This is a genomic window from Actinoplanes couchii (genome assembly GCF_016862075.1).
In the GTDB taxonomy this organism is placed as follows: domain Bacteria; phylum Actinomycetota; class Actinomycetes; order Mycobacteriales; family Micromonosporaceae; genus Actinoplanes; species Actinoplanes couchii.
In genome coordinates, this window is the sequence record NZ_BOMG01000162.1 from 1 (window position 1) to 8,531 (window position 8,531).

Below are 8,531 nucleotides of genomic sequence, written 5' to 3' on the forward strand. Positions count from 1 at the left end.
CACGCAACAACCGGAAACACACAAAGTGGAGCAACCGGAGAACACTGAAACCAAGGATGGCATAGCCAAAAGCCCGACCGTGTCGCACCCTGGCCGGGGGATGGGGGATCACCAGCAACATCTGCCATCCCGGCATCGCGCCGACCAGCCTGCTCGCCGCACGGCCCGAGGTGGGCCGGGCGAAGGACACCGCGGGTGTACGCCTGATCCGGGTGCTGTCGCGGGTGGGGCTGACCGGCACCGTCGAGTCGGCGGCGCTGCCCGCCCTGTACGCGGCGACCGCCCCGGAAGCAGAGGGCGGGCGGTTCTACGGACCGAGCGGTCCCGGTGGTCTGGCCGGCGCCCCGGCGGAACGTCCCGTCTACTCCCGGCTGACGAGCGAGGAGGACGCCGTACGCATGTGGGAGGTCTCCGAGGGTTTGACCCTGGTGAACCGTTGAGTCACATCCGGGCGCGCAGGACGTCGACCTCGCAGCCGGGGGCGAACGGGTCGAAGCCGTGGTCGGCGAGCCAGCGGACGTTGAGCAGGCTGCGCAGCGACCACCAGGCGCGGATGGCGACCGGGTCGGCGGGGCCGTAACCGGACAGGACGTCGCCGAGCCGGTCCTCGTGGCCCAGGGTCAGCGTGGCGAGGTCGAACATCGGGTCGCCCTGCCCGGCCTCGGACCAGTCGAGTACCCCGGTGACCTGGTCGTTCTCGGTGAAGACGTGGGTGATCTGCAGGTCGCCGTGGGTGAACAGCGGGGTGGCCGGCCGGAACGCGGCCTCGGCGACGGCCCGGTTGCGTTCGACCAGGGCGGCGGGCAGGAGTCCGCCGGCGACGAGCAGCCCGCACTCGGTCTCCAGGTCGGCCCGGACCCGCGCGCCGGCGTTACGGCCCCGGCGCCCGGGTGGCGGGGTGTCGTGCAACGTGCGGATCGCGGCGCCCGCGGCGGCCCAGGCCGCGGGCGAGGCGGGCGACGGCTCGCCGAGAACGCCGAGAGCCGTGCCGGGCAGGGCGCCGAGCGCGATCACCGACGGTTGACGCCACAGGATCGGGGCCGTCGGGATCGGCGCCGCGGCCATCGCGGCGGCCTCGGCGTCCAGGCGTGCCGGGTCGGCGTCCACCTTGAGGAAGACGTCGCCGACCCGCAGCGTCACCCGCTCGGAGTGGGCGACGACGACCTCGATCCCGTCCACGTCAGAAGGTCCTCTCAGAACCAGTGCAGGCAGAACGGGACCCGCTCGGCCCGGAACAGGTCGTCGGCGAGGGCGGCCGCGCCCGGCTGGTGGGCCCGGATACGCCCGGCCCGCACGAGCATGCTCGGACTGGTGCCGCCGAGGTAGATCGAGCCGAGATCGGTCACGTCCAGTGACAGGCCGGGCTCCCGGTCGGTCGGGATGCAGTCGGCCTTGCCGTCCCGCACGGTCAGCAGCCAGCGGTGGTGCTCGCCGAGGAACGGGTCGTCCACGTCCAGGACGATCTCACCGTCGGTGAACCAGCCGCGGCTGGTCAGCGCCCGCGGCACGTCCAGCAGCCGCACCCAGAGCCAGTCACCGTCGTCGGCGACCTGGGCGGCCCGGAAGTCCGCGAGCTGCCAGCGCAGCGGGTCGTCGGACGGAACCCGCTTGATCATGACGTCGCTGACCATGTCGTGACCGAGCGCGAACCGGGCCAGGGCGGCGGCGACGGTGTCGTCGGTGGTGATGATCTCGTCGACGATCAGCATGTCGGCGTCGTCGAGGGAGTAACTGGCGTACCCGTCCGGGACGCCGTCGCGGTCGCGGTGCACGGCGATGTGGCGGGCCGCCGCCGTCGAGACCGGGGCCTGGCCCGCGCCGCGGGCCCACCAGCGGTGCGGGCGGGACAGCGCGCCGGGCCGTACCCGGCGGTACCTGTCGTACAGCTCCTCGATGATCTCGCCGCAGTCGGCCCGGCGCCGCAGCTCGATCGATCCGCCGTCGTCCGCCGGGGGAAGGGCGAAGGCGGCCCGCTGCCGGGACATCTTGAGCTGCTGCGCGTACGTCGCCGGGCCGTAACCGAACCGGCGGTAGATGGTGGCCTCGCTGGCCAGCAGCACGGCCAGGAACTCGCCCCGGGCCCGCAGATCGGCGATCTGGCGGCGCATCATCGCGGTGAGCACACCCCGGCGCCGATGGGTGGGCAGCACGCCGACGGCGGTCACCCCGGCCGCCGGGGCGATGATCTCACCGGGCAGGGTCAGTTCGAAGGAGTACGCCCCGGCGGTCCCGATCGCCCGCCCGTCATCCGTCACGGCGAGCAGATGGCGATCCATCTCGTACGCCGACCACAGGTTCCCGTCGTCCTCGGCCGGGGCCTCCCGGAACCGCCCGAACGCGGCGAGGATGGTGTCGACGAAGACTTCGAGGTCCTGCTCGGTGGTGGAACGGATCTCCATGGATTGTTGCTGCCTCTCCGCTGATCGAGTCTGCGGATTGTTCCAGCCGGTACCGGCGCGGGCGAACCATTTTCGGGCTCACGGCGCCGGCGTCAGCAACGGGTTGCCGCGCAGGGCCTCGCCGAGTGCCACGCGTTCGGCGTCGGCGTACGCCAGGAAACGGATGCCGTGCAGCAGCGAACCGGGTGTCGACTCCAGATGGTCGGCGGCCGCCGCCACCAGCTCGGTGGCGGTCTGTGTCACGGACGCCCCGGCCATGCCCGCGCCGAGCATCGGGAACAGGATGAACCGGATCGCCGGGTCGTCGGCGGCCAGCCGCTCGGCCAGGGCGAGGGCGTTGGCCACACAGGCGCCGACGTGCCGGATCTGCCGGAACCCGGCGCCGGGTTCACCCTGCACGGCCGCGACGTGGATGATCCGGCGGACCCCGTGGGTGCCTACCAGTGCTCCCGGGCCGGTGACGAACGCGGCGCCGGGCGCGACCGGCCGGTGCCCGCCGACCGCACGGGACAGCTCGCCGGCGATCACGTCGTCGACGACATGCCCGGCGGCGTCCCGGAGTGCCCCGTGGTATCGGATGATGCTGGAGATCGAGAACTCGTTGAAGCGGGCCATCTCCATGTCGGTGTTCTCGCTGTTGACCCAGATCTGCATGTCGTGGACCCGCAGGATCCGCCCGGGCCGGATGCCGATCACACAGGCCGGGCCGCCGGCCGCCGCCAGGGTGTACGTCGTGGGTTCGGCCGCCGGGGCAGCGGCCGGGCGGGGCTGGCCGTGCCAGAGCCAGGCCTGCCGGGTGTACTCCTTGGCCTGCACCTCGACCGGCCGGAAATCGGTGTGCCGCAGACCGGCGTGCCCCTCCCGGACGGTGTGCTCGTAGAGCTGGGCGGAGATCAGCACCGCCAGGTCGGCGCCGTGCGCGGCCCGCAGGGTGTCGCTGTCGACCAGGCGGCCCGCCTCCACGATCGCGTCGCCGGAGAACCCGATCGCGGCCGGCCCGATCGGCCCGATCACCACGGCCATCCGCAGCCGCATCCGGTCCTGGTAACGCTGGTTGTCCTCGGCCAGGACCTCGGTGGCGCAGCGCAGCAGCCGCACCAGGGCCCGGTGGACCTCGATCTCGCCGGGCAGGAAGACCACCATGCCGTCGCCGGTGCCGTGATGATAGGTCTGGTCGAGCCGCAGCCCCTGATCCCGGAGCACTTCGGTGACCAGCGCGGACACCCGCTGCTGGACGTCGGTCTTGGCACGTGCGGACCGGCGGCCGTACCCGGCCACATCGATCATGAACCCCATCCGGACCGAAGTCGACTCCATACCTGTCAATGTAGGTCCGATGGTCCGCTGCCGTTGACCACGAACGTGTCCCACCGCAGCGGGTCACCGGCCGGCGCCGGCGGATTCCATGACGGTGGTGCGTGCCTGGCGCCCTGCCAGTAGGGTGCCGGATGATGATCGGCTCGGAGGGCGGGGGTCGCGGGCTGTGAGTGGATTCGAGGTTCAGATCGGGCTGTTGCGGAAAGCGGCCGCCGCGGCCGGATCCGCCGCCGACCAGGCGAGCACGGTGAAACCCGGGGCCGGCGTGGACGACATCGCCACGGCACTGCCGGGCAGCACCGCGGGGGCCGGCGCGGCCCTGCTGGCGACGACGTTCAACGAGCGGGCCGGCAAGTGGGCGGACGAGATCGACAGGTGGAGCGCATCGGTCACCGCGTCCGCGAATGATTATGCGAAGAGTGACCAGGCCGCGCGGGAGGCCTTCGGCTGATGACGATCACTTACGGCGACGTACGCCAATGGGATTCCGGTGCGCTCGACACGGTGGCCGACACCCTGCGGGGCCGGCAGCGCAAACTCGTCGATCTGCAGGACGAACTCGACGACGCGGGACGGCTGCCGACCTGGCACGGTGAGGCCGGGGCGACCGCCCGGAGTTCGCTGAAGGCCACCCGGAACAGGGCCGAGATCCTGGTCGCGGAACTGTCCGCGGTCGAGCAGGCGCTGCGCAACGCGGCGGACGAGACGATCGGTGTGCGGAACCGCGTCGCCGACAACGACGCGCTGGCCGCCACCCACCAGTTCCACATCGGCGCCGACGGCACGATCCGGGACGGCAAAGCGGCCGATCCGGCGCCCCGATCACGGTTCGAGGCCGAGGAGATGGCCGAGGCCGCCCGTTATCGGGAGACCATTCGGCAGCAGTTGGTGCAGGAAACCACCGCGATCCTCACCGCGGCGGTCACCGTCGACACCACCCTGGCCCGGGTGATGCGGATGGCGCAGGACGGTCATGTCAGCGATCTCGACGCGGAGAACCTGGCCGACGCCGGCAAGAACGGTGCGATCGAGGCGAAGATCGCCGACATGGAGCAGGCGCTGATCGACGCCGGGTTGCTCAACGCCGCGCCCACGACCCTTTACTACCGGCAATGGCTGGAGAACGCGGTCCGCCGGGGTGTGCCGATCGAGACGATGCTGACGATCGCCGCGGAGAATGACATCACGCCGGACGACTTCCGGATCTTCAACCAGATGGTGGAGTTCCGTGAAGACGTCGAGAAGGACGGGACCGACAAGTTCTTCTTCCTGCTGCCGGAGGGCATCAGCGGCGACGACGCGGCCAAGGCGGTGCGGATGACCTACCTGCTGAACGCGGGCACCGATTACGGCGCCAATGGCCAGCAGACCGACTTCACGCCGACGCCGTACGGCTCCGAGGAGTACCGGCGGATCGTCGAACGGCAGAAGGACAATTCCTGGAGTTACGACGAGGACGTCGGATTTGTGCACCTCAACGGCGGACGGTTGGTGACCACGCCGAACGGCGTGATGATGGGCGTCGGCGGGAACTGGCTCCAGGACCGGTTCAGCCTGCAAGGCGGAACGATGTACGGCGACACGTTCATGATGAACCTCGACAGCGTCGACGACCCGGCCGACCAGCTCCAAAAGGTGGTGGCATCGGGCCGGCACTGGTACGAGGGCCCGGACGGCCCGTACGCGGGAAGCCTTGATCTGGATCGTCTCCTGCATCACGAGGAGCGCCATTCCCAGCAGTGGGCGCGTGAGGGTTACACCAAATTCATTGCCTCGTACGGCTGGGAACAGCTCACCGGCGGCACCCAGACCGAAGAGGACGCGGGACTCTCCGATGGCGGATATCACTAGACGGCTGCGGTCCGCGTTTGCCGCCCTGCTCGTGGCGGTGTCGGCCACCGCGTGCGAAACGGGCTCACAACTGACGCCGCCGCTGCCTCCGGCGGTCGGTTTCCGGGTCGACGACGGCGTTCTGAAACTGTGGACCGGCACCCCGTGCGAAGGCGTCTTCGGCATGACGCTGACCTTCGACGTCGGCACCTCGACAAGCACCGAGCAGACGTGGACAGCCCCGAAACCCGGCGTCCGCCTGGACCGGATGAACCTGCTGCCCACCGACCCCGGCTCGGATTGGCAGATCGAAGACCCTCTACCTGCCGGGTACGACTGGACAACAGCCCAGTGGCTCAATTTCGCGGTGCAGGGCCCGGAGTCGTGGGGCGCCCGAACCGAGGTGGCCAAAATCATCGGCGAGTCACCGGAACACCCGCCGGAAAGCTACCTGTTCGGCGCCAACGGCTGGATGAACGCGGCCGAAGTCCAGCAGGAAAACGGGAAATCCTTCATGACGATCTGCTCCCGACCCGCGGAGTGACCCCGGTGCCCCACATCCGCCGTGCGGTCCGCGCCGTCATCCTGGACGAGCACGACCGCATCCTGCTCTGCCGTTTCATCCCGCCGCATCCGGCGGTGCCGGACGGGGCGACCGCGGTCTGGGCGTCCCCGGGTGGCGGCATCGAGCCCGGCGAGGACCGTCTGACGGCACTGCGCCGCGAGCTGAGCGAGGAGACCGGCCTGACGGTCACCGAGGATCCACCCCTCGTCTGGCATCAGGAGGTCGAGGCGATGGGCCGTGCGCCGGCCCTGGTCAACGACTACTTCCTCGTCCGTACGCCACACTTCGAGCCCCGCGGCGACCTGCCGGACGACGAGATAGCCGCGGAGCATCTGGCCGGCTTCCGCTGGTGGCGACTCCCGGAGATCACCACCCACACCGGCACCGACCTGTTCTCACCGCGCGACCTGGCCACCGCCCTGACGGACCTGCTGACCGCCGGCCCACCACCCGAACCGGTCCGGCTCGGTCTGTGATCACCGGCCCGCCCGGTGCAGCGCCGCCTGGCGCATGGGCGGGACACGGTGCCGGTCAGGCAGTCCGGTATGGATCAGCAGCCGCGTCGCCCGTACCGAAAGGTCGGTGGTGAGGTTGTTGAAGGGCCGGTCCCGGAACCCGTAGAGCCGGCGCGCCCACCCCGGCAGCAGCCCGATGGCGGTCACGGTCAGGCCGCTGTACATCCGGTTCGCCGAACCCGAGTCGAGCGCCAGCCGGACGGCCCGGTTACGCACCGCCGCCGGGGCCGGCGGGTACGTCGTCAGGAAACCGGCGACCTCGGCCGCCTCCGGCGTGTGCCCCAGCTCGGGCCGCACACTGTCGTAGTAGGCCGCCACCTCGGCCGCCGAACCGGGCACCGCGGCGGGGTCGAGACCGACCAGTTCCGCGCACACGCGCTGCTCGGCGTAGAACCCGTCGACCTCGTCGTCACTCAACCGGATCCCGGCCCGGCGAACCGTGGTCACGAACGACTCGACCTCGGTGACGTGCACCCAGAGCAGCAGTTCCGGCTCGTCGATGCGGTAGTGCTCGCCGGTCCGGGGATCGGTGGCCCGCATCGAGGCGTGCAACCGCCGGACGCGGCCGGCCATGGCGTGTGCCTCGGTTGACGTTCCATAGAGGATGGTGCGCAGGAATCCCCAGGTGGCGATCAGGCGCCGCCACGGGTCGATCCGGTAGGAGGAGTTCTGTGCGATCGCGGCCACCGCACGGGGATGCAGCGCCTGCAGGTAGAGGCTCCGCAGACCCCCGAGAGCGACGATCGGGTCGTCGAAAACCTTCCAGCTCACCGACTCCGGCGTGAAGAGGCCAGTGCGGTCGTCCGTCATCCCTAGGCACTCCTTGCCGACGCGGCCGGCGGCAGATCCGTCGATTGTCGTCGACGTGACGAATCGGGCCGTTGAACGGCTGGGAGCTTACGGACGACTGCTCCGGCTGCACCGGCCGGTCGGCATCTGGCTGTTGATGTGGCCCACTCTGTGGGCGCTCTGGACGTCGTCGGGCGGTCGCCCGGACGGGCACGTGTTCGCCGTCTTCATGGCGGGCACCGTGCTGACCCGGTCGGCCGGCTGTGCGATCAACGACCTTGCCGATCGCCGGTACGACGGACGGGTGCGCCGTACCCGCGACCGCCCTCTGGTGACCGGCGAGGTCAGCCCGGTGGAAGCCGTCGTGCTGTGTGCTGTGCTGGGTGTTGTCGCTCTGGCCGCGGTCTCCACCTTGAACACCCGGACCCGCTGGCTGGCCGTGGCCGCCGTCGCGCTGATGGTCGCCTACCCGTTGGCCAAGCGGTTCTTTCCCGCACCCCAGTTGCTGCTGGGTGTGGCTTTCACCTGGTCCGTGCCGATGGCGTATGCGGCCCACGGCCAGCCGATGCCCCGCCCGGCGTGGCTGCTGTTCACAGCGGGCCTGCTGTGGACGGTCGCCTACGACACCATGTACGCGATGGCCGACCGGGCCGACGACCGTGCCATCGGCATCCGCTCGACCGCGATCCTGCTTGGCTCGTTCGACCGGCCGGCGATTGCCGTGCTGCAGGCGGCAGCGCTGGTGACGCTGGCCCTGGTCGGCCGAGACCTGAATTATGGCCTGTGGTTCACGGGCGGCTTGGTCGTCGCGGCTGTGCTGGCCGCCCGCCAGCAGCACCTGATCCGAACCCGGGATCCAGAAGCATGCCTGCGCGCTTTCACCAGCAACAACTTCGTCGGGATGGCCGTCTTCGCCGGCATTGCCCTGGAACACCTCGTCCCATGGTGACGGGCGTAAGGGGATCGTAAGGCCGGGTGCTCTGGCGATCGTCGGGGTGGGAAGGGTGCGACACGGTCGGGCTTTTGGCTATGCCATCCTTAGTTTCAGTGTTCTCCCGTTGCTCCACTTTGTCTGTTTCCGGCTGTTGCGTATCGTGGGGTGCATCCGGTCGGGCT

The 8,531-nt window shown here is 70.2% G+C and carries 10 protein-coding genes; 6 read left to right on the forward strand and 4 right to left on the reverse strand.

Annotated elements, in window-relative coordinates; translation table 11 throughout:
* The first annotated feature begins 170 nt into the window (after positions 1-170).
* The gene (locus Aco03nite_RS52060) at positions 171-440 is read left to right on the forward strand and encodes a Rossmann-fold NAD(P)-binding domain-containing protein (RefSeq protein ID WP_203810646.1); all 270 of its coding nucleotides are present in this window, start codon (positions 171-173) and stop codon (positions 438-440) included.
* A 1-nt stretch (position 441) separates the two neighbouring features.
* Here Aco03nite_RS52060 and Aco03nite_RS52065 read toward each other — a convergent pair whose 3' ends face one another.
* The 3 genes from Aco03nite_RS52065 to Aco03nite_RS52075 all read right to left on the reverse strand — a co-directional run bounded on the left by Aco03nite_RS52065 (position 442) and on the right by Aco03nite_RS52075 (position 3,716).
* On the reverse strand, positions 442-1,179 hold the full coding sequence (locus Aco03nite_RS52065; protein ID WP_203810648.1) for a phosphotransferase: 738 nt from the start codon (positions 1,177-1,179) through the stop codon (positions 442-444).
* Positions 1,180-1,193: 14 nt separating this feature from the next.
* Positions 1,194-2,399, reverse strand: coding sequence for a GNAT family N-acetyltransferase (locus tag Aco03nite_RS52070; RefSeq protein WP_203810650.1), 1,206 nt, complete (start codon positions 2,397-2,399; stop codon positions 1,194-1,196).
* A 78-nt stretch (positions 2,400-2,477) separates the two neighbouring features.
* Positions 2,478-3,716 (reverse strand): macro domain-containing protein, encoded by a 1,239-nt coding sequence (locus tag Aco03nite_RS52075; protein WP_203810652.1) that lies wholly within the window; start codon positions 3,714-3,716, stop codon positions 2,478-2,480.
* A gap of 166 nt (positions 3,717-3,882) precedes the next feature.
* Between Aco03nite_RS52075 and Aco03nite_RS52080 the strand changes: the two genes are divergently transcribed.
* Genes Aco03nite_RS52080 through Aco03nite_RS52095 form a run of 4 tightly spaced genes read left to right on the forward strand, consistent with a single transcriptional unit; the run spans position 3,883 to position 6,587 of the window.
* Positions 3,883-4,167: a hypothetical protein gene (locus Aco03nite_RS52080; protein ID WP_203810654.1), complete on the forward strand. Its 285-nt coding sequence runs from the start codon at positions 3,883-3,885 to the stop codon at positions 4,165-4,167.
* Entirely contained in the window at positions 4,167-5,567 is a 1,401-nt protein-coding gene (locus Aco03nite_RS52085; protein WP_203810656.1) for a hypothetical protein, read from the forward strand. The genes Aco03nite_RS52080 and Aco03nite_RS52085 overlap by 1 nt, the downstream gene beginning before the upstream one ends.
* Complete coding sequence (locus Aco03nite_RS52090) at positions 5,551-6,090, forward strand: hypothetical protein (protein WP_203810658.1); 540 nt, start codon at positions 5,551-5,553, stop codon at positions 6,088-6,090. The genes Aco03nite_RS52085 and Aco03nite_RS52090 overlap by 17 nt, the downstream gene beginning before the upstream one ends.
* A 5-nt stretch (positions 6,091-6,095) precedes the next feature.
* Positions 6,096-6,587: an NUDIX domain-containing protein gene (locus tag Aco03nite_RS52095; RefSeq protein WP_203810660.1), complete on the forward strand. Its 492-nt coding sequence runs from the start codon at positions 6,096-6,098 to the stop codon at positions 6,585-6,587.
* On the opposite strand, the gene Aco03nite_RS52100 is transcribed toward Aco03nite_RS52095, so the two are convergent.
* A complete protein-coding gene (locus Aco03nite_RS52100; protein WP_203810662.1) occupies positions 6,588-7,436 on the reverse strand; it encodes an oxygenase MpaB family protein in 849 nt (282 codons plus the stop codon). It lies immediately after the preceding gene.
* Between the two features lie 55 nt (positions 7,437-7,491).
* Between Aco03nite_RS52100 and ubiA the strand changes: the two genes are divergently transcribed.
* On the forward strand, positions 7,492-8,364 hold the full coding sequence (gene ubiA, locus Aco03nite_RS52105; RefSeq protein ID WP_203810664.1) for a 4-hydroxybenzoate octaprenyltransferase: 873 nt from the start codon (positions 7,492-7,494) through the stop codon (positions 8,362-8,364).
* Positions 8,365-8,531: the final 167 nt, after the last annotated feature.

What these genes read in the sequence shown, in the direction of transcription:
- Aco03nite_RS52070 (WP_203810650.1), bottom strand. Translation starts at nt 2,399, where the DNA reads ATGGAGATCCGTTCCACCACCGAGCAGGACCTCGAAGTCTTCGTCGAC.
- Aco03nite_RS52075 (WP_203810652.1), bottom strand. Translation starts at nt 3,716, where the DNA reads ATGGAGTCGACTTCGGTCCGGATGGGGTTCATGATCGATGTGGCCGGG.
- Aco03nite_RS52085 (WP_203810656.1), top strand. Translation starts at nt 4,167, where the DNA reads ATGACGATCACTTACGGCGACGTACGCCAATGGGATTCCGGTGCGCTC.
- Aco03nite_RS52090 (WP_203810658.1), top strand. Translation starts at nt 5,551, where the DNA reads ATGGCGGATATCACTAGACGGCTGCGGTCCGCGTTTGCCGCCCTGCTC.
- Aco03nite_RS52100 (WP_203810662.1), bottom strand. Translation starts at nt 7,436, where the DNA reads ATGACGGACGACCGCACTGGCCTCTTCACGCCGGAGTCGGTGAGCTGG.